Genomic DNA, 18,005 nt, shown 5'->3' with positions numbered 1-18,005 from the left:
CACCCCTCTGCAGGCCCTCGTCCTCGGCGTCGACGAGCAGGAGTCCCCACCACGACACCCTCCGCGACGCCGACGACCTCCACGCGATGCCCGTCGTCGTCGCCGACCTCCACGCGATGCCCGTCGTCGTCGCCGACCTCCACTCCGCCCTGCCCGCCGTCGTCGCCGGCGCCCGCCACGCCGCGGCGCTCGCGGGCCGGCCCGCACCGCGCATCGCCTACGTCATGACCGACGGCGGCGCCCTGCCCGCCGCCTTCTCCCGCACCGTGGCGACCCTGCGCGAGACCGGCTGGGTCGACACCTGCGTCACCGTCGGCCAGGCCTACGGCGGCGACCTCGAGGCCGTCACCGTCCACACCGGCCTCCTCGCCGCCCGCCACGTCGCCGGCGCCGACCTCGCCGTCGTCGCCCAGGGGCCCGGCAACCTCGGCACCGGCACCCGCTGGGGCTACTCCGGCGTCGCCGCCGGCGAGGCCCTCACGCCGCCGCCACCCTGCGCGGCCGTCCCGTCGCCTCCCTGCGCGTCTCCGGCGCCGACCCCCGCGCACGCCACCGCGGCGTGTCCCACCACTCCCTCACGGCCTACGGACGCGTCGCCCTCACCGCCGCCGACGTCGTCGCCCCGGACCCCGCGCCCGACATCGAGACCCTCCCCGGCTGGGGGCCCGGGCTCAGCCACCTCGTCGCCGAGCAGGCCGCCACCCTCACCACCCCCGCCGGGCACCACCACCGCGTCGACGTCCCCGTCGACACGCCCCTCCTCCAGGCCCTGCGCACCACCCCCGTGCGCCTGTCCACCATGGGCCGCGGCCTCGACGACGACCCCGCCGCGTTCCTCACCGCAGCCGCCGCCGGCGTCCACGCCGAGCACCTCGCCCGGGCATGACCACCCACCAGGGGGCAGCCACCCAGCAGGAGGGGCACACACCGCCCCGCCGGCGCGGACCGCGCCCCACCACCCGCCCCACCACGCGCCTCGTCCTCGTCACCACCCTCACCGCCGCCGTCCTCGCCGCCGCCGCCACCGCGCCGCCCTGGACCTGGCAGCCCCCCGCCTGGCTCGAACGCGTCACCGGACCCACCGAGCAGCCCCCGCCCCTGCCCACCACCGCACCCACCCCCGACACCACCACCCACCTGCGCGACGCCGTCCACGACGCCCAGGACCACCACCACCCACCTGCGCGACGCCGTCCACGACGCCCAGGACCACCTCGCCCCCCGCGTCCCCCCGCGCGACGCCGTCGTCGCCGCCTGGGTCGCCCTCGAGGACGCGGCGGCGCTCGCGGGCGCGCGGCGCGCCCCGGCGCAGACGCCGACGGAGTTCACGGTCGCGGTGCTCGGGCGCACGCCGGCGGACCCGGGGGCGGTCGCGACGCTGCGGGGCCTGTACCAGCGGGCGCGGTTCGGGCGCGGCGACGTCACCGCGAGCGACGTCGAGACGGCGCGGGACGCCCTGGACCGCCTGGCCACGGACCTCTCGACGGACCGTCCGGTCCGCACCGCGGCCGGCACGGCGCGCGACGGCGCCGAGGAGAGCGGCGCGTGAGCCGCCGGGCGTCGCGCCACCGCGTGCCCGCGGCCGTGCGCCGCGGCGCACCGCCCGCGACGCTCGTGGTCGTCGCGGCGGCGGGCCTCGTCGTCCTCGGCGTCTCGGTCCCGCACGCGCTGGCCCTCGGCGCGGCCGGCCTGAGCGCCGTCCTGCTGTGGTTCGGCACGGCGTACACCGCCGACGGCGCGTGGCCCGAGCTGCCGACGCGGAGCGTCACGGCGCGCGGCGTGACGTGGCCGAGCTCGGCTGGGGCGTCGTCGGGAAGGACGGCCGCGCCAACGGTCGTGCCGCCCGGCGGGTCGGCGCGCTCGCCGAGCGCCACCTCGCCCGCCACGGCGTGCGCGGGCCGCTCGCCGCACCGGACGTCGCAGAGAGCGCCTCGCCCCTCCTCGGCCGCGCCGTCGCCCGCGGCCTCCACGCGCACGCGGCGCGCGGCCGCCTGCCCACGCAGACCGAGCTCGAGACGTGGATCGACGCCGTCGAGCGTCTCGCCACCCAGCCACCCGACGAGAGGACCACCCGGTGACCGAGAGCCCCGGCCACGACCGCCCCCGGACCGACCCGGCGCACGTGCGGCCCCTGCCCGTCGCGGACGTCGCCGAGCACGGCCGCCGCATCCTCGACGAGGTCGCGACGGCGGTCGTGGGCATGCGCGAGACGCTCACCCTCGCGCTCGCGACCGTGCTCGCCGGCGGGCACGTGCTCGTCGAGGACGTCCCCGGGCTGGCCAAGACCCTCGCCGCGCGCAGCCTCGCCAAGGCCCTCGGGCTCGACTTCGCCCGCCTCCAGTGCACCCCGGACCTCCTGCCGTCGGACATCACCGGGTCCACCGTGTTCGACCCGGCGACGCGCACGTTCGAGTTCCGCCCCGGTCCCGTGTTCACCGGGCTGTTCCTCGCCGACGAGATCAACCGCACCGCTCCCAAGACCCAGTCCGCGCTGCTCGAGTCGATGGCCGAGCGCCAGGTCACCGTCGAGGGCCGCACCCACCGCCTCCCGCGCCCGTTCCACGTCGTCGCGACCTCGAACCCCGTCGAGTACGAGGGCACCTACCCCCTGCCGGAGGCGCAGCTCGACCGCTTCATGGTCCGCCTCGCCGTCGGGTACCCCGACCGCGACGAGGAGCGCGACGTGCTCGCGCGCCGCATCGCGCGCCGCCACGACGAGCCCGACGTCGCCCAGGTGGTCGACGCGTCCACCGTCCTGGCGATGCAGGCCGGCGTCGAGGCCGTCGACGTCGACCCCGACGTGGTCGGGTACTGCGTCGACCTCGCCGCCGCCACCCGCACCCACGACGCCCTCGAGGTGGGCGCCTCGCCCCGCGGCTCCCAGAACCTCGCCCTGCTCGCGCGCAGCGTCGCCGTCCTCGACGGCCGCGACTACGTCCTGCCCGAGGACGTCAAGCGGGTCGCCGTCCCCGTGCTCGCCCACCGCCTCACCCCCACCCCCGCGGCCTGGGCCGCCGAGGTGCGGCCCGAGACCGTCGTCCGCACCCTCCTGAGCACCGTGCCCGGACCCGCGACCGTCGCCGCCGCCACCCCGGGCCACCCCGGGTGAGCACCACCGCGCCCGCACGGCCGCCCGCCGCACCGGGCCCGTGGCGCACCACCAGCACGCTCGGCGCCGGCGCGGCCGCCGGCATCGTGCTGCTCGCTCTCGGCCTCGTCCTCGGGCGGTCCGACGTCGCGCTGCTGGGCGTACCCGCCCTGCTCGGCGCCGCGTGGGGCTGGACCCGTCGCCCGGACGGGCCCGTCACCGTCGAGGTCCACGACGAGCCCGGCGCCGCGCCGGGCATGCTCGCCGCACGGCTCCGGGTCGGCGGCCCACCCGGCGCCGAGACCGCGCGCGTGCGCGTCGTCGCGCCGGGCGGCGCCACCGCCGAACGCGTCCTCGCGCTCACGGACGCCCCGCGCGACCTCGCCGTGCGCACGCGCTCCGCCCGCACGGGCGCGCTGCCCCCGTTCCGCGCCGACCTCCTCGCGTACGGGCCCGACGGCGTCGAGGAGCAGGGCCCCGTCACCACGACCGGCCCACCGCTGCTCGTGCTGCCACGCCCCGCAGCCCTCGCCCGCGTCCCGATCTCCTCACGGCTGCGCGGGCTCGCCGGACCGCACACCTCCCGCCGGCCCGGCGACGGCACCGAGCTGCGCGACGTCGCCCCGTTCGGCCCCGGCGACAGCGCCCGGCGCGTCGACTGGCGGGCCACCGCCCGACGATCGCCCGAGCTCGACACCCTGTACGTCCGCCGCACCGTCGGGACCGCGGAGGCGACCGTCGTCCTCGTCGTCGACTCGCGCGACGACGTGGGCTCCGACCTCACGACGTGGGGCGGCTCCGGCGCGCCGCACCCGGTCCAGCCGACCTCTCTCGACCTCGCCCGGCACGCCGCCGCGTCCGTCGCGCAGGCCGTGCTCGACGCGGGCGACCGCGTCGCGCTCGACGACCTCGGGAGGCTGCGCCGACCCGTCCGGCCCGGCGGCGGCCGTCGCCACCTGCGCCGCGTCCTGCACGGGCTCGCGCTCGCCCGACCCGTCGGCGAGCCGTCCGTCCGCGTCCGCGCCCCGCAGGTTCCCGCCGGCGCCGCGGTCCACCTCTTCTCGACGCTCCTCGACGACGGCGCCCCCCGGCTCGCGCTCCAGTGGCACGACGCCGGCCACGTCGTCGTGGTCGTCGACGTCCTGCCCCCCGTCTCTCTCGCCGACGCGGAGCCGCGCGTCGTGCTCGCCTGGCGCATCGCCCGGCGCGAGCGCGAGGACCGCGTCGCCGCACTGCGCACCGCGGGGATCGACGTCGTGCGCTGGGTCCCGCACACCCCGGGACGGCACGATGCCCGCCTCGGCCCGTCAGCGGCCCAGGACGACACGCTCGGACCCGCCGCGGCGCTGGACCTCGCCGCGCACGCGCGCCTGCGCGACCGTCGCCCCGCCGCCACCCGCGCCGGCGCACGATGAGGGCGCTCGCGGACCGCGTCCGGCGCCGTCGGGCCCTCGGTCCCCAGCCTGCGCGCGTCGACGTCGACACCGGACCTGCCGTGGGCGGTGCGGCGCTGCGCGTCGCCGTGCTCGTCGTCGCGAGCGCGTACGCCGCGCTCGCCCTGACGTTCGTCGGCGGCGACCTTGCCACCCGGTCGGCGGTGGCGGTCGCGGTGGGCGCGCTGGTCGCCTGGCGGTGCGCGGCACCGGCGCCGCACGTGGTCGTCGTCCTCGGCGGGCTCGCGCTGGCGGGCGAGGCGACGTCGTTCGCCCCGGTGGTCCTCGCCCTGGCCCCGCTCGCGCACCTGCTGCTGCGCGTCGCGTGGTGGGCGTCGCACGTCCCGCTCGCGGCGCGCGTCGAGCTGCGCGCCCTCCTGCCCGACGCCCGGCGCTTCGTCGTCGTGCAGGGCGCGGTGCAGGCCGTCGGTGTCGTGCTGCTCCTCGTCGCCGGCACGGTGACGTCCCCCGTCGTCCTCGCCGTCGGCGGCGCGGCGCTCCTCGCGCTCACGGTCGTCCTCCTGCGACGCACCTGAACCGACGCCCGGCCCGCACCCCGCCAGGGGCGTCGCGCCGGCGCGTGAGCACCGCCACGGACCGAGCGCGGCGTTCGACCTGCGAAGGGCACCGCGCCGCACCAGGATGGGGTCGACGGAGCCGACCGCCCGTCCGCCGCACCCGCGGCGTGCGCACCGACACGAGGAGGCGCCACCACATGGCTGCTCGCACCGACCTGCCGAAGTACACCGTCCCGTCGCTCACGCCCGAGGAGGGAGCGAAGGTCGCCGGGATCCTCCAGGAGCGCCTGCACGCGCTGAACGACCTCCAGCTCACGCTCAAGCACATCCACTGGAACGTGGTCGGCCCCCACTTCATCGCCGTGCACGAGATGATCGACCCGCAGGTCGACGCCGTGCGCGCCATGGTCGACGCGATCGCCGAGCGCATCGCGACCCTCGGCGTCTCCCCCCTCGGCACACCGGGTGCCATCGTCGCGGGCCGCACGTGGGAGGACTACTCCCTCGGCCGCGCGTCGACGATCGCGCACCTCGGCGCCCTCGACGAGGTGTACGTGGGCGTCATCACCGACCACCGCGCGGCCGCCGAGGCCACCGAGGAGCTCGACGACGTCACCAACGACCTGCTCATCGGGCACCTGCACGACCTCGAGCTCTTCCACTGGTTCGTCCGGGCGCACCTCGAGTCGTCCGGTGGCGAGCTGTCGACGTCGGGCGAGGGCACCGAGACCGGGGCGGCGTCGAAGGCGGAGGACGCGGCGAAGCGCCAGCCGTAGGCCCCCTCCCCTCCTCCACGGCGACGGGCCGCCACCGCACTCGCGGGGGCGGCCCGTCGCCATGTGCGGGGCCGGGTTTCCCGCGGCCGACCGGGCTTTTGGGCAGATCGGTGGGTCGAAAGGTCGGGTGCTCTGGATCATCGTTTGGACGCTTGGCACACTATTTATTTCGACATGCCAGGGAGGCACCTCCCGGAAGCGTCCGTCTAGGGTCGACCGCATGGACCCCGCAGCACAGCCGCCCGTGCGCCAGCTCCGTCTCGTCGTCGAGGCCGAGGACTACGACGCCGCGCTCGCCTTCTACCGCGACGTCCTGGGTCTCCCCCAGCGCGCCGCCTACGCCCAGGGGGACGAGGAGCGTGTGGCGATCCTCGACGTCGGGCACGCCACCCTCGAGATCGCGAACCCAGCGCACAAGCGCGCGATCGACGACCTCGAGGTCGGGCGGCAGGTCGCCGGGCACCTGCGCGTCGCGTTCGAGGTGGAGGACGCCACGACGACGACCGACCGCCTCGTCGAGGCCGGCGCGCAGCTCGTCGCTCCCCCGACCCGCACGCCGTGGAACTCCCTCAACTCACGCCTCGACGCCCCCGCCGGCCTCCACGTCACCCTCTTCGAGGAGCTCGGCGGCGAGGAGGGCGTCCCGCCCGGCGTCCGCCCCGAGCCCGGGCCCGACGGAGCCCCCGGGACCGCCCTCCCCTGACGCCTCGACCCACGCGCGCCGCACCTGCTCGAACCGCGTGGGCAACGGCTCGCGCACGGCGCCGTAGCGCGCGTTCGTCCGGTGCACGAACCGGCGCCAGGACAGCACGAGCCCCTGCTTGGTGATCGGCAGACCGCTGGAGACGGTCACCCCGTTGTCGTGCGTGTGGTGCACGGTGAGGAGCAGCGCGCGCGGCACGGAACCCTCGAGGTCCGCCGCGAGCTCCTGCCGCACGTCCATCCACCGCCGCAGCACCACGACGACGCTCGCGCTCAGCACGTGCTCGCGCGCCACGCGGTGCTTGCCGTGCGTGAGCAGGACCCCGCCCTCCCCCGCGCGTGCTCCCGCCGGGCCGAGGTCGATCGCGTCGACCGTGCAGCGCAGGAGGTCGGAGTACCGCGCCCCCGTGGCGCGCGTCAGCCCCGCGACGACCGCGAGACGGACCGTCTCGGGCTTCGCGCCGCCGGTCATGGCCTCCGTCGCGAGCGTGCGCCACACCCACTCGGCCTCCGCGAGGGTGACGGTGGGTCGCGGGTAGCGACCCGCGGACGCCTCGGCTCGGGGCGTTCCGCCGCCGGTGCTCCTGGTGCTCACGGGTGGAGTGTAGCGCTTGGCACACTATTTGCCCGGGTCACGACGGGACGGCCGCACGGCGCCACCGCCTACGCTCGGACCGTGGACGCGCCGAACCTGCCCTCGACGATCGCGGCGCCGGTCGACCACGAGCTCGTCGTCAAGAAGTCACGGTTCCTCGCCCACCTCTCCCCCGTGAGCGGCGTCCCCGAGGCCGACGCCGTCGTCGCCGCCGTGCGCAAGGAGCACTGGGACGCCCGGCACCACTGCGTGGCGCTCGTCGTGGGCGCCCACGCGGACCAGCAGCGGTCCACCGACGACGGCGAGCCCTCCGGCACCGCGGGGGTGCCGATGCTCGAGGTGCTCCGCCACCGCGGCGTCACCGACCTCGTCGCCGTGGTGACGCGCTACTTCGGCGGTGTCCTGCTCGGCGCCGGCGGGCTCGTGCGCGCGTACTCGTCCGCCGTCGGCGACGCCCTGGCCGAGGCCCGTCTCGTACGCCGCGCCGTGCGCACGCACGTGACGGTCGACGTCCCGCACGCCGAGGCGGGGCGCCTCCACGGTGTCCTCCAGGGCTGGGCGGCGGCGCACGACGCCGTCCTGGCCGGTGTCGCCTACGAGGCTGAGGCCCGCTTCAGGCTCCTCGTCGCCCCCGGCGACCTCGACCGGTTCGACGCCGACCTCGCGGCCGCGTCCTCGGGAGCGCTCTCCGCGCGCCGCGGCGACGACCGCGTGGTCGACCTCCCGGGCTGAGGCGGCTCCGGTCCGCGGCGGGGGCGCTCAGGCGCTCACGCCGTCCGGGCCGACGACCGCGCCGTCGGGGACCCGCGAGGCGTCGCCCGGGTCCGGCAGCTGCGCGTCCTCCACGACCGAGACCGCGGAGCCGAACGTCCAGTCGCCTCGCACCGTGAGCGAGCGCGCGCCCCGCAGCGACGGCGTGCCGTCGCCGAAGCGCGCGTCGAAACCGGCGATGGTCTTGTAGTACGCGGTGTCGAGGTCGACGAGGGGCGCGTCGGTGCGTGCGACGAACCGGTAGTCGTCGTCGAGGTCGTAGACGTCCGAGCGCAGCACGAGCAGGTCGTTCGTCGTCTTGACGGGCAGGAAGCGGTCGCGCCCCACCTCGATGGCGACCGCGCCGTCGAACACCTCGACGGCCGCGCCCATCGCCGACTCGATCTGCACCACCTCGGGCGACGACGGGTCCGTCGGGTCGACCGTCTTGGTGTTGCGGATCAGCGGCAGCTCGAGCACCCCCTGCGTCCGGTCGAGCTCGGCGGCCAGCGCCTCGAGGTCGAACCAGAGGTTGTTCGTGTTGAAGTACCGGTGGCGGGCGATGTCGGCGGCGGCGTCCTGGTCGTCCTTCGGGGTCTGCGCCGTCTCGCGCAGGACGAGGCGGCCGTCGGAGCGCCGCACGACGAGGTGGCCGCCCTTGCGGTCCGCCGGCGTGCGCCGGGCGACCTCGGCCGCGAACGGCGCGCCGCTCGCGGCGAACCACCCCGCCATCGCGGCGTCGGGCGCGGCGCCGAGGTTGTCGGAGTTGGAGACGCTGGCGTACCGGTAGCCGGCGTCCAGGAGCGCACGCAGCGCCCGACGCGTAGAGGGCGGTGTAGAGGTCGCCGTGGCCGGGCGGGCACCACTCGAGCTCGGGGTCGGCGGGCCAGTCGACGGGCGTGAGGTCGCTCGCGAGGAGCTTCGGCTCGCGGTTCTGGAGGAAGTCGAGCGGGAGCCCGTCGACGACGAGGTCGTCGTACGGGGCGAGGGCGCCGAGGGTGTCCTCCTGCGTGCGGAAGCTGTTCATGAGCAGCAGGGGCAGGCGCGCACCGGTGGCGCGCCGGGCGGCGCGGACCTGGGCGACGATGACGTCGAGGAAGGTCAGCGGCGCGTCGTGGCCGCGGTCGGGGTCGGCGTCCCGCACGGTGAGCAGGGACTTCGCGCGGTCCATGCCCATGGAGGTGCCGAGGCCGCCGTTGAGCTTGACGACGGCGGTGCGCTCGAGCGCGGCGCGCGCCTCCTCGGGGCTCACGTCGAGGTCGTCGCGCCGGACGACGTCGGTGAGGGGCTCGACGTCGGCCTCGGGGATCATGCCGGTCGCCCCGGACTCCAGGAGGCCGTAGAACCGCGTGAAGACGTCGACGGCGGCGGGGGCGACCCCGGCGGCGCGCATGCGGTCGATCGACTGGGTCAGGCCGGTGCTGCTCGACGGGCTGCTCATGTGCCCGATGCTAGAGGCGGCCCCGACCGCAGGCCCGGGCGACGGGTGAGACGCGGGTCACATGCCTACGGTGGGGCGGTGGAGGGGTTCGCCGGGTGGGTCGGCTCGTGGTTCTGGGCGGGCGACTACGACGTCGCGCGCGAGGTCCTGCAACGCGGGACGGCGGCGATCCTCGTCGTGGCGTTCTGGGCGGTCGTGCGGCAGTGGCGCGCGCTCCTGGGCGAGCGAGGGCTGACCCCGGCGCCCGGCTGCTGCGGCGCACGTCGTGGCGCGACGCCCGAGCGTGCTGCGGTGGCGGTGCTCGGACGGGTTCGTGACCGGGCTCGGCTGGTGCGGGGTCGCGCTGGCGGCGCTGCTCGTGGCGGGCGTGCCGCAGCTCGGGCCGTGGTGGGTGCCGGCGCTCGCGTTCCTCGTGCTGTGGGCGGCGTACCTGTCGGTCGTGAACGCGGGCGGGCGCTTCTACGGGTTCGGGTGGGAGTCGCTGCTGTGCGAGGTGACGTTCCTCGTCGCGTTCCTGGGGTCGTCGGGCGGGGCGGGGGCACGGGCCCCGCTCCCCCGCTGCTCGTGCTGGTGCTGGCCCGCTGGTGCCTGTTCCGCGTCGAGCTGGGCGCCGGCCTCATCAAGATCCGCGGGGACCGGGCCTGGCGCGACCTGACGGCGCTGGACTTCCACCACGAGACGCAGCCGCTGCCGGGACCGCTGTCCTGGCACGCGCACCGCGCGCCGCGCTGGTGGCACCGGGTCGAGGTGGCGGGCAACCACGTGACGCAGCTCGTGGTGCCGTTCGCGTTCTTCGCGCCGCAGCCGGTGGCGAGCTGGGCAGGGGCCGCCGTGGTGCTCACGCAGCTGTGGCTCGTGGTCACGGGCAACTTCGCGTGGCTGAACTGGCTGACGGTCGTGCTGGGGCTGTCGCTCGTGAGCGACGGGTCGTGGGCGGTCGTGGGCGGCTGGTTCGGGCTCGGCGCGTCCGCGGGCCCGGCGGCGGGAGCGGCACCCGACGGCGCGGGCGGGCTGGGCGGGCCGGTCGCGCAGGTGGTGGTCGTCGTGGCGGTGACGGCGCTGCTGCTCGTGCTGAGCCGGCGCCGGCGCGCAACCTCGTCGCGCGGCGGCAGCTGATGAACGCGAGCTTCGAGCCGTTCCGTCTCGTCAACGCGTACGGCGCCTTCGGGTCGGTCTCGCGGCGGCGGGACGAGGTGGTGCTCGAGGGCTCCACGGCGCGCTCCCCCGGCCCGGACGACTGGGTGGAGTACGCGTTCCGCGGCAAGCCGGGCGACGTGCGCCGTCGCCCGCCCCAGGTGGCGCCGTACCACCTGCGCCTCGACTGGCAGATGTGGTTCCTCGCGCTGGGGTCCGCGGGCGGCGGGTGGTTCGAGCGGCTGCTGCTGCGCCTGCTCGAGGCCGACGCGGCGACGCTGCGCCTGCTGCGCGCCGACCCGTTCGCCGACGACCCGGCGGGACCGGCGCCGCGGTGGGTGCGGGCCCGGCTGTACCGGTACCGGTTCACGACGCGCGAGGAGCGGCGCCGCACGGGCGACTGGTGGGCGCGGCACGAGCTCGCGGTGCTCGTCGATCCCGTCGACCTGGCGCGGATGCGCGCGCTCCTCGGTCGCGACGCCTGACGCGCGCGTCGTCCGGAGGGCACCGACGTCGGCGAGGTGTCCCGGACGGCGGTCGGCTACTCGAAACGGGACGGGTCCCCCGCGCCGACGCGCACGACCTCGGGCACGCCGTCGGACGCGTCGACGACGGTCGTCGGGGCGCTGCCGCGCTCCCCGCCGTCCACGACCGCGTCGACCACGTGGTCGAGCTCCTCCTTGATCTGCCACCCGTCGGTCATGGCGTCGTCGTGCCCGGGAAGGATGAGGGAGCTGGACAGGATGGGCTCGCCGAGGGCGGCCACGATCGCCTGGGCCACGGTGTCGTCGGGGATGCGCACGCCGACCGTCTTCTTCTTCGGGTGCGCCAGCCGGCGCGGGACCTCGGACGTCGCGCGCAGGACGAACGTGTACGGGCCCGGCGTCGCGGCCTTGATCGCGCGGAAGACGGAGTTGTCGACCATGACGAACTGGCCGAGCTGGGCGAAGTCCGCGCACACGAGCGTGAAGTGGTGGCGCTCGTCGAGGTGGCGGATGCGCCGGATGCGGTCGGCGCCCTCGCGGTCGTCCATGCGGCAGCCGAGCGCGTACCCGGAGTCCGTCGGGTAGGCGACGAGCGCGCCCTCGCCGAGCATCGCGACGACCTGCGCGATCGCGCGCGGCTGCGGGTTGTCCGGGTGCACGTCGAGGTAGCGGGCCATGCGGCCGAGACTAGGCGCGAGGGCGCCGTCGTGCCGCTCGGACGCCACGACGGGTCACGCGGGCACCGACGCCAGGACGCGGCGCAGCTCCGCCGGGCTCGCGTTGCCGCCGGTGCACACCACGCCGACGCGGCGACCCGCGAACCGCTCCCGGTCGGCGAGCACGGCGGCGAGACCGGCCGCCCCCGCGGTCTCCGCGACCGTGCGCGCACCCGTGAGGAACAGCCCCGCGGCGCGGTCGATCGCGTCGTCGTCGACGAGGACGAAGTCGGCGAGGTGGTCGCGCAGCACCGCCTGGGTGAGCGCGAAGCCGCACCCCGTCGCGAGGCCCTCGGCGCGCGTACGGATGTCCCGCTGCACGAGGTCGCCCGCGCGCCACGAGTCGTGCGCGGCCGGCGCGGCGGCCGACTGCACGGCGACCACCTCGAGGTCCGGGGCGAGCGCGGCGGCGACGAGGCACGCGGCCGCCGCGCCGCTGCCGCCGCCGACCGGGACGACGACGGCGTCGAGGTCGGGCGCCTGCTCCAGCAGCTCGAGGTACGCGGTCGCCACCCCCGCGACGAGCTCCGGCTCGTTCGCGGCGCTGACCAGCCGCGCACCGCTCGCGGCCGCGAGAGCCGTGGCGTGGGTGCGGGCGCGTCGAAGGTGGCGCCGTGGAGGACGAGGTCGGCGCCGAGGGCGCGGACGGCGGCGGCCTTGGTGGGGTTGGGGTCGGTGGGCATGACGATGGTGCAGCCGGTGGCGGTGGTGCGCGCGGCGTGGGCGACGGCCTGGGCGTGGTTGCCGGTGGAGAAGGCGACGACGCCGCGGGCGCGTTCGGCGGGGGTGGTGCGCAGCAGGAGGTTGAGTGCGCCGCGGACCTTGAAGGCGCCGGTGGGCTGAAGGTTCTCGTGCTTGACGAGGACGTGGGCGCCGGTGGCGTCGTCGAGGGGTGCGTAGCGGCGGAGGGGCGTGGGGTCGAGGTGGGGGGCGAGGAGGCGGCGGGCATCGAGGACGTCGCGCAGGGTGGGCGCTCGGGGTGTCTGTGGGGCGGGTGCGGCGTCGGTGCGGGGCATGCGTCCACGGTCCCGCGGGCCGACTCATCGGTCCAATGCTTGTTGTTGCTGGATCGATCGATGTCGTCGATGGGTGGCGTACGGTGGGCGGGTGGACCTGACGAGGCTGCGTGTGCTGGCGGCGGTGGCGCGGGAGGGGTCCGTGACGGGTGCGGCGCGGGCGCTGCACTACGCGCAGCCGTCGGTGAGTCATCACCTGGCACGGCTCGAGGCCGAGGTGGGTGTGCCGCTCGTGGTGCGCCACGGGCGCGGGGTGCGGTTGACGGAGGCGGGGCTGCTGCTCGCTCGCCGGGCGGAGGAGATCCTAGGCCGGGTGGGTGCGGCCCGCGAGGAGGTGGAGGCGCTCGCCGGTCTGGCCGCGGGCCGGGTGCGGTTGGCGGCGTTCCCGTCGGCGCTGGCGACGCTGGTGCCGGAGGTCGTGGCGCGTCTCGGGCGTGCGCACCCGGGCCTGGACGTGGGTCTGGTGGAGGCGGAGCCGCCGGAGGCGTTGGCGGCCTTGCGCCGGGGCGCGGTGGAGGTGGCGCTGGTGTTCGAGCACGACCGTTCGCCGGCGGACGTCGAGGGTCTGGTGGCGGTGCCGGTGCTCGTGGAGGAGCTGCACCTGGTCACGGCGCGCGCGCAGGGCCCGGGTCCGGGCTCGGGCGTGCCCGGGGTGGAGCCGGGGGTCGCCGCGTCGCTGGAGCGCCTGGCGGACGCGGACTGGATCGCGGGGTGCGAGCGGTGCCGCGCCGACCTGGTGGCGCGGTGCGAGCGGGCGGGGTTCTCGCCGCGGGTCGCGTTCGAGACGGACGACTACGTGGCGGTGCAGGCGCTCGTCGCGGCGGGTGCGGGGGTGTCGGTGCTCCCGGGTCTCGCGCTGCGTGCGCACCGGCACGCGGGTGTGGAGGTGCGGCGGCTGCCGGGCGCGGAGCGGCGGGTGCTCGCGGTGACGTACGGCGAGCGGCCGCCTCCCGGCGCGCGGGCGGTCGTGGCGGGGCTGCGCTCCGCGGGGGCGGCGCTGCCCGGGGGCTGACGGCGCGCCGGCGGCGTCGCGTCAGGCGCCCGGGCGACGTCGGGCGCGGCGAGCACGAGGAGGACGACGCAGAGGGCGGCGACCGCCATGGACAGGGTGAACGGGGTGCGCGAGCGGGGCCGGCGGGCGCGACGAGCCCGGCGGCGCCGGCAGCGAGGAGCGCCGCGCCGCCGCCGGTCCAGGCGACCGGGCCGGGCGCGCCGGGCGGTGCGAGGACCACGACGGCGACGGCGGCGGCGAGGAGCGCCGGCGCGAGGGTGCTGGCCGCGCGTCGGCCGAGGCGGTGCGGCAGCCCGCGCACGCCGGTGGCGGCGTCGTCGTCGAGGTCGGGCAGCGTGTTCGCGACGTGCGCGCCGGCGCCGAGCAGCGCGGCGGCGGCGAGGGCCCACGGTGCGGGCACGCGGTCGCCGGGGGCGGCGAGGACGACGAACACGGCGAGCAGGGCGAACGAGACGGCGTACGGCGCCCAGGACCACGGCGTGGCCTTGAGGCCGGCGTTGTAGGCCCACGCTCCGCCGACCGCGACGAGGTGCACCAGTCCCGGCACCACCCCGGTGGCGAGGGACAGCCCGGCGCAGGCCGCGAGGGCGAGCAGGGCGCCGGCGCGCAGCGCGCCGGGCGTGACGACGCCGCGCACGACGGGCTTGTCCGCGCGGCCGACGGCGAGGTCGCGACGGGCGTCGATCCAGTCGTTGGACCACCCGACGGACAGCTGGCCGGCGAGCACCGCCGCGGTGACGAGCGCGGTGGTCGCCGCGCCGGCGCCGATACCGAGGGACAGGGCGCACGCGAGGGCGGTGACGAGCGCCGCGGGGGCGGCGTGCGCGGCCGTGACGAAGCCGCGCAGGGTCGCGGCCGACGACGGCCTCGACCGGTGCGGGGCGGGCGTCGCGGGCGGCTGCGGCATGGGGGGACGCTAGCAGCGGCACCCCCGCTCGCACCGCCGTCCGCACCCCGCTCGCACCCCGCTCGCACCCCGCTCGCACCGTCGCCTTCACCGTCCCCGCGCGAGAACGTCCCGGCGGTGACACGATGCGGACATGTCGCGCCTCGTCGCGGTCGGGACCGCGCTGCCCGACCGGTCCCACACCCAGTCCGAGATCACCGACGTCATCGCTCCGCTGCTCACGGACGACCCCGTGCGCACGGCGCTCGCGCGGCGGCTGCACGCCCACGCGGGCGTCGACACGCGCCACCTCGCGCTCCCCCTCGGCGCGTACGCCGACCTGCGCACGTTCGGGGCGTCGAACGACGCGTTCCTCGCCGCCGCGACCGACCTCGCCGAGGCCGCCGCGCGGCGCGCGCTCGACGACGCGGGCGTCGCCGCGGCCGACGTGGACCACGTCGTCGTCACGTCGGTCACGGGCGTCGGCGCACCGTCGGTGGACGTGCTGCTCGCCGCGCGCCTCGGGCTGCGCGCGGACGTGCGCCGCACGCCGTCGTTCGGCTGGGGCTGCGCGGGCGGAGCGACCGGCCTGGCCCGCACGGACGACCTGCTGCGCGGGCGCCGCGCGACGTCGCGCTCCTGGTCGCCGTCGAGCTGTGCTCGCTCACCCTCCAGCACGGGGACGACTCGACCGCCAACCTCGCGGCGAGCGGCCTCTTCGGCGACGGCGCCGCCGCGGTCGTGGCGGTGGGCGACGAGCACCCCCTCGCCCGCCGCCCCGGCACGAGCGTCGCGGCGCGACGCACCGCCCGCGTCGTGGAGTCCCGCTCCACGCTGCACCCGGGGACCGCGGACGAGCTCGGCTGGCACGTGGGCGACACGGGCTTCGAGGTCGTGCTGTCCGCGCGCCTCCCCGAGCTCGTCGGCGCCCACCTCCTCGGCGACGTCAAGGCGCTGCTCGTCGAGCACGACCTCACGCCCGACCAGGTGCCCACGTGGGTGGTGCACGCCGGCGGTCCGCGCATCCTCGACGCCGTCCGCGACGCGCTCGGCCTCGACGAGGGCCACCTGGCGCACAGCCGCGAGAGCCTGCGCCGTGCCGGGAACCTGTCGTCGGCGTCGGTGCTGCACGTGCTCGCCGCGACCCTCGAGGCGTCGTCCGCCCCGCCCGGGTCGCCGGCGGTCCTCATGGCGTTCGGGCCGGGCGTGAGCACCGAGCTCGTGCTGCTGCGCCTCGACGGCGCGCCCGGCGCCCCGACGAGCACCGCCACGGGCGCCCGGGCCGGGCAGCGCGCGGGAGCGGCCGCGTGAGCCTCGCCTGGTACGCGGCACTCGTCGGGGCGACGGCGCTGGAACGGCTCGCCGAGCTCGTCGTCTCGGCCCGCACGCCCGCTGGTCGTTCGCCCGCGGCGGGGTCGAGACCGGCAGGGGCCACTTCCCCGCGATGGTCGCGCTGCACACCGGCCTGCTCGTCGCGTGCGTCCTCGAGGTCTGGCTCGCCGACCGCCCGTTCCTGCCGTGGCTCGGGTGGCCCATGCTCGTCCTCGTGCTCGCGAGCCAGGGGCTGCGGTGGTGGTGCATCGCGACGCTCGGCCCGCGCTGGAACACGCGCGTCATCGTCGTGCCGGGCCTCCCGCTCGTGGACCGCGGTCCGTACCGCTGGCTGCGCCACCCCAACTACGTCGCCGTCGTCGTCGAGGGCGTCGCGCTCCCGCTCGTGCACACCGCGTGGGTGACCGCGCTCGCGTTCACCGTGCTCAACGCCGTCCTGCTCGCGCGCTTCCGCATCCCCGCCGAGGAGCGCGCCCTCGGGCTCGTCACCCGCGGCGCGCCGTGACCGAGCACGTCGACGTCCTCGTCGTCGGCGGCGGACCCGTCGGCCTCGCCGCGGCCGTCCACGCCCGCGACGCCGGGCACGACGTGCTCGTCGTCGACAGGCGCGCCGCCGTCCTCGACGGCGCCCTCGACAAGGCGTGCGGCGAAGGCCTGCTTCCGGGTGCCCTCGCCGCCGTCCACGACCTCGGCGTCGACCCGCCCGGCCACCCGCTCGCCGGCATCAGCTACCGGAGCGCCGACGGTGCCCGGCACGCCGACCACGCCTTCGCCGCCGGACCGGGCCGCGGCGTGCGGCGCACCGCCCTGCACGCAGCCCTGCACGCCCGCGCGCTCGAGGCCGGCGCCCGCGTGCGGCACGCGACCGTGCGCGAGCTGGACCAGGACCCCGACTGCGTCGACGTCCGGCTCGCCGGCCCCGGCGGCGACGATGGCGGCGGCGACGACGGCGGCGGTGGCGACAGTGGGACCGCCACGCACGTGCGCGCCCGCTGGGTCCTGGGGTGCGACGGCCTCCACTCGACCGTGCGCCGCCTCGCGGGCCTCGACGGCGCGCCCTACCGTGCCGCGGCCACCCGGTACGGACTGCGCTCGCACCACCGCGTCGCGCCGTGGTCCGACTACGTCGAGGTGCACTGGTCGGCCCGCGCCGAGGCGTACGTGACGCCCGTCGCGCCGGACCTCGTCGGCGTCGCGGTCCTCGCCCCCCGCGGCGGGCCGGGCGGCGCCGCGCCCGGCACGGCGGAGGACCACCTCGCCGACTTCCCCGAGCTCGCGGACCGTCTCGCGGGCGTGCCCGCCGCCGGGAAGGTGCTCGGCGCCGGCCCGCTGCGCCGGCGCGCCCGACGCCGCACGGCCGGGCGGGTGCGCCTCGTCGGCGACGCCTCCGGCTACGTCGACGCCCTCACCGGGGAGGGGGTGCGCGTCGGCCTCGCCCAGGCGCAGGCCGCGGTGCGCCACCTCGACGACCCGGTCGCCTACGAGCGGGCCTGGTCGCGCGCCACGCGGGACTACCGCGTGCTCACCACGGGGCTCCTCGCGTGGGCCTCCAGCCCGGCACGGGGCGCCATCGTGCCCCTCGCCGCCACGGTGCCCCCGTTGTACGCCGCCGTCGTCGAGCGGCTCGCGCGCTGACGGCCGCGCCCCCACGACCGCGACGAACGCCCCGCACGACCGCGTGCCCCGGGCGCCGTCGGCGCCCGGGGCACGTCCTCAGCAGCTCGTCCGCGGCTCCTCAGCGGCTCCTCACCGGCGCGGCTGCGCGGGGTTCGTCGGCACGCCCTGCGACGGCGGGTTCTGCACCGGGCCCTGCGTCTGCGGGCTCACGGGGCTGCCGCCCGACGGCGGCGGCGCCTGCTCCGGCGCCACGCCCGCGGGGTCGCCGCCCGACGGCTCGGCGCCCTCGCGCAGCTCGGCGAGCCGCTGCTCGAGCACCTGGACGACGGGCAGCCTGTCCCCGTGGGCACGCTCGTACGCCAGCAGCGTCTCGATGCCGCCCGCGTCGAGCGACCGGACCCGGTGCCCGAGCGCCGCGACCGGCAGGTGGTCGTAGTCCGGGACCGGGAGCTCCTCGCGAGCGGCCCCGCCCGGTCCGGTGCCGTGCGTCGCGTCGTTCGTCAT

At 77.4% G+C, this 18,005-nt stretch carries 17 protein-coding genes and 7 pseudogenes; 18 read left to right on the top strand and 6 right to left on the bottom strand.

Features of this window, described 5'->3' with window-relative positions; translation table 11 throughout:
- The 8 genes and pseudogenes from BJF88_RS09805 to BJF88_RS09770 all read left to right on the top strand — a co-directional run.
- Window positions 1–886, top strand: a pseudogene (locus BJF88_RS09805) (DUF3866 family protein); the annotation flags it as partial.
- A 294-nt stretch (window positions 887–1,180) separates the two neighbouring features.
- Entirely contained in the window at window positions 1,181–1,549 is a 369-nt protein-coding gene (locus BJF88_RS18340) for a DUF4129 domain-containing protein (RefSeq protein WP_083649022.1), read from the top strand.
- Window positions 1,550–1,739: 190 nt separating this feature from the next.
- On the top strand, window positions 1,740–2,078 hold the full coding sequence (locus tag BJF88_RS09795; RefSeq protein ID WP_139315997.1) for a hypothetical protein: 339 nt from the start codon (window positions 1,740–1,742) through the stop codon (window positions 2,076–2,078).
- Window positions 2,075–3,109 (top strand): MoxR family ATPase, encoded by a 1,035-nt coding sequence (locus BJF88_RS09790; protein ID WP_255371926.1) that lies wholly within the window; start codon window positions 2,075–2,077, stop codon window positions 3,107–3,109. The genes BJF88_RS09795 and BJF88_RS09790 overlap by 4 nt, the downstream gene beginning before the upstream one ends.
- On the top strand, window positions 3,106–4,503 hold the full coding sequence (locus BJF88_RS09785) for a DUF58 domain-containing protein (protein ID WP_075828653.1): 1,398 nt from the start codon (window positions 3,106–3,108) through the stop codon (window positions 4,501–4,503). The genes BJF88_RS09790 and BJF88_RS09785 overlap by 4 nt, the downstream gene beginning before the upstream one ends.
- An 80-nt stretch (window positions 4,504–4,583) precedes the next feature.
- A complete protein-coding gene (locus BJF88_RS09780; RefSeq protein ID WP_139315996.1) occupies window positions 4,584–5,057 on the top strand; it encodes a hypothetical protein in 474 nt (157 codons plus the stop codon).
- A gap of 179 nt (window positions 5,058–5,236) precedes the next feature.
- Window positions 5,237–5,815 carry a Dps family protein gene (locus BJF88_RS09775; RefSeq protein ID WP_075828659.1) on the top strand — a complete coding sequence of 193 codons (579 nt, stop codon included), beginning with the start codon at window positions 5,237–5,239 and terminating at the stop codon, window positions 5,813–5,815.
- A gap of 220 nt (window positions 5,816–6,035) precedes the next feature.
- The gene (locus BJF88_RS09770) at window positions 6,036–6,518 is read left to right on the top strand and encodes a VOC family protein (RefSeq protein ID WP_075828651.1); all 483 of its coding nucleotides are present in this window, start codon (window positions 6,036–6,038) and stop codon (window positions 6,516–6,518) included.
- Window positions 6,519–6,548: 30 nt separating this feature from the next.
- Here the strand turns inward: BJF88_RS09770 and BJF88_RS23480 are convergent.
- A pseudogene (locus BJF88_RS23480) lies at window positions 6,549–6,989 on the bottom strand (tyrosine-type recombinase/integrase); the annotation flags it as partial.
- A 204-nt stretch (window positions 6,990–7,193) separates the two neighbouring features.
- On the opposite strand from BJF88_RS23480, the gene BJF88_RS09760 reads away from it, so the two are divergent.
- Window positions 7,194–7,844 carry a YigZ family protein gene (locus BJF88_RS09760; protein ID WP_075828650.1) on the top strand — a complete coding sequence of 217 codons (651 nt, stop codon included), beginning with the start codon at window positions 7,194–7,196 and terminating at the stop codon, window positions 7,842–7,844.
- A 27-nt stretch (window positions 7,845–7,871) separates the two neighbouring features.
- On the opposite strand, the pseudogene BJF88_RS09755 reads toward BJF88_RS09760, so the two are convergent.
- A pseudogene (locus BJF88_RS09755) lies at window positions 7,872–9,255 on the bottom strand (UTP--glucose-1-phosphate uridylyltransferase).
- Between BJF88_RS09755 and BJF88_RS21935 the strand changes: the two are divergent.
- From BJF88_RS21935 to BJF88_RS23465, 4 genes are all read left to right on the top strand, one after another.
- The gene (locus tag BJF88_RS21935) at window positions 9,212–9,352 is read left to right on the top strand and encodes a hypothetical protein (protein WP_255371928.1); all 141 of its coding nucleotides are present in this window, start codon (window positions 9,212–9,214) and stop codon (window positions 9,350–9,352) included. The pseudogene BJF88_RS09755 and the gene BJF88_RS21935 sit on opposite strands and share 44 nt — an antisense overlap.
- 216 nt (window positions 9,353–9,568) lie before the next feature.
- Window positions 9,569–9,958: a hypothetical protein gene (locus tag BJF88_RS23475; RefSeq protein WP_369824555.1), complete on the top strand. Its 390-nt coding sequence runs from the start codon at window positions 9,569–9,571 to the stop codon at window positions 9,956–9,958.
- A complete protein-coding gene (locus BJF88_RS23470; RefSeq protein WP_369824553.1) occupies window positions 9,874–10,419 on the top strand; it encodes a lipase maturation factor family protein in 546 nt (181 codons plus the stop codon). Before BJF88_RS23475 ends, BJF88_RS23470 begins: the two co-directional genes overlap by 85 nt.
- Complete coding sequence (locus tag BJF88_RS23465; protein ID WP_369824552.1) at window positions 10,419–10,922, top strand: lipase maturation factor family protein; 504 nt, start codon at window positions 10,419–10,421, stop codon at window positions 10,920–10,922. The genes BJF88_RS23470 and BJF88_RS23465 overlap by 1 nt, the downstream gene beginning before the upstream one ends.
- Window positions 10,923–10,978: 56 nt before the next feature.
- Here BJF88_RS23465 and BJF88_RS09745 read toward each other — a convergent pair whose 3' ends face one another.
- Together BJF88_RS09745 and BJF88_RS09740 are read right to left on the bottom strand one after the other, a co-directional pair.
- The gene (locus tag BJF88_RS09745; RefSeq protein ID WP_075828649.1) at window positions 10,979–11,599 is read right to left on the bottom strand and encodes an L-threonylcarbamoyladenylate synthase; all 621 of its coding nucleotides are present in this window, start codon (window positions 11,597–11,599) and stop codon (window positions 10,979–10,981) included.
- Window positions 11,600–11,653: 54 nt separating this feature from the next.
- Window positions 11,654–12,654: pseudogene (locus tag BJF88_RS09740) on the bottom strand (threonine/serine dehydratase).
- Between the two features lie 91 nt (window positions 12,655–12,745).
- On the opposite strand from BJF88_RS09740, the gene BJF88_RS09735 reads away from it, so the two are divergent.
- Entirely contained in the window at window positions 12,746–13,666 is a 921-nt protein-coding gene (locus tag BJF88_RS09735) for a LysR family transcriptional regulator (protein WP_075828648.1), read from the top strand.
- Between the two features lie 208 nt (window positions 13,667–13,874).
- Here BJF88_RS09735 and BJF88_RS09730 read toward each other — a convergent pair.
- Window positions 13,875–14,573 (bottom strand): annotated as a pseudogene (locus BJF88_RS09730) (UbiA family prenyltransferase); the annotation flags it as partial.
- 133 nt (window positions 14,574–14,706) lie between these two features.
- Between BJF88_RS09730 and BJF88_RS23460 the strand changes: the two are divergent.
- From BJF88_RS23460 to BJF88_RS09710, 4 genes and pseudogenes are all read left to right on the top strand, one after another.
- Window positions 14,707–15,105, top strand: a pseudogene (locus BJF88_RS23460) (type III polyketide synthase); the annotation flags it as partial.
- 194 nt (window positions 15,106–15,299) lie between these two features.
- Window positions 15,300–15,863 (top strand): 3-oxoacyl-[acyl-carrier-protein] synthase III C-terminal domain-containing protein, encoded by a 564-nt coding sequence (locus BJF88_RS23455; RefSeq protein WP_369824551.1) that lies wholly within the window; start codon window positions 15,300–15,302, stop codon window positions 15,861–15,863.
- Window positions 15,860–16,389 (top strand): annotated as a pseudogene (locus tag BJF88_RS09715) (isoprenylcysteine carboxyl methyltransferase family protein). Before BJF88_RS23455 ends, BJF88_RS09715 begins: the two are co-directional and overlap by 4 nt.
- Entirely contained in the window at window positions 16,386–17,519 is a 1,134-nt protein-coding gene (locus tag BJF88_RS09710) for an NAD(P)/FAD-dependent oxidoreductase (RefSeq protein WP_075828645.1), read from the top strand. The pseudogene BJF88_RS09715 and the gene BJF88_RS09710 overlap by 4 nt, the downstream one beginning before the upstream one ends.
- 111 nt (window positions 17,520–17,630) lie before the next feature.
- Here BJF88_RS09710 and BJF88_RS09705 read toward each other — a convergent pair whose 3' ends face one another.
- Window positions 17,631–18,005 carry a hypothetical protein gene (locus tag BJF88_RS09705; RefSeq protein WP_075828644.1) on the bottom strand — a complete coding sequence of 125 codons (375 nt, stop codon included), beginning with the start codon at window positions 18,003–18,005 and terminating at the stop codon, window positions 17,631–17,633.

It is taken from the genome of Cellulosimicrobium sp. CUA-896 (genome assembly GCF_001942335.1).
Classification (GTDB): Bacteria; Actinomycetota; Actinomycetes; order Actinomycetales; family Cellulomonadaceae; genus Cellulosimicrobium.
This window is presented reverse-complemented; position numbering and strand designations above follow the sequence as displayed.